1 protein-coding gene and 1 pseudogene are annotated in these 1,064 nt (G+C 65.3%); both read right to left on the reverse strand.

Going from position 1 to position 1,064, the window contains the following annotated elements; all coding sequences use genetic code 11:
* Nucleotides 1–487, reverse strand: a pseudogene (locus AC1DOC_RS34815) (STAS domain-containing protein); the annotation flags it as partial.
* A 45-nt stretch (nucleotides 488–532) separates the two neighbouring features.
* A partial coding sequence (dksA, locus tag AC1DOC_RS34820; RefSeq protein ID WP_478131732.1) for an RNA polymerase-binding protein DksA occupies nucleotides 533–1,064 on the reverse strand: 532 nt, incomplete at its 5' end.

The following is a 1,064-nucleotide window of genomic DNA, read 5'->3' on the forward strand; positions in this document are numbered from 1 at the left end:
GCGCGGAGCCGTAGGCCGGTGCGGCAAGCAGGCTGGCCAGCTCGGCCGCGTCCACGGGCGGCGGCAGGGTCTCGGCGCCGGCATCGGGCGGCGCATTGGACAGCACCTCGCCGTTGGGGCCGCGGCCCTTCCACCACTGCTGCGACATCTGCTCCTCGATCTCGTCGATCTTCTTGAGCGTGAGCGCGCGCCCCTCGGACTTTTCCGTGGTGCTGTTCAGGTTGAAGGAAGACGGCGTGACCGTTCCTTCGAAGGCGTGGGCGGCGGCTTCGCGCTGGCGAAGCTTGCGCAGCATGTCGAACTCGCGCCGGCGAACGAAATCGTTGCGCTGGCGCCGCTCGATCATCTCCTTGAGCATTTCGCGGCTGTAGGCCTGCTCGGGCAGCGTGGAATCCGCAGTCGCATTCAGCTCGGACCAATCCTTGAGCGGATTGCGGACGAACTTCGCCACCTTGGAAAAAAGGCGGCCCGACTCTTCCTTTGGCATCGACGAGGTTTCGAGGCGAACAGGTTCTCTTCTTTGGCCGCTGGCTCAGTCCCCGAACATCTTCTGCTTGAGCTCGCGGCGCTGCTGCGCTTCGAGCGACAGCGTGGCGGTGGGACGCGCCAGCAGGCGGCCGACGCCGATGGGTTCGCCGGTTTCGTCGCAGTAGCCGTAGTCGCCGGCATCGATGCGCTGGATCGACTGCTCGATCTTCTTGAGCAGCTTGCGCTCGCGGTCGCGCGTGCGCAGCTCGAGCGCATGCTCTTCCTCGATGGTGGCGCGGTCGGCCGGATCGGGCACCACCACGGTGTCTTCGCGCAGGTGCTCGGTGGTTTCGCCGGCGTTTTCGAGAATGCCGCGCTTGAGTTCGACCAGCTTCAGGCGGAAGAACGCCATCTGCTTTTCATTCATGTACTCGGAGTCGGGCATGGCGATCACCTCGGCATCGGTCAACTCGGCAGCCGACTTGGCTTTCCAGTTGTTGGCGAGCTTCGGGTCTTTTTTGACCGCGACGGGGGGCGGCGGCACCAGCGCATTGGAAGGCGCCTGCGAGAACGACGACTTGGCCGCGGTGGAAGCC

The organism is Variovorax sp. 01T439_2 (genome assembly GCF_056398445.1).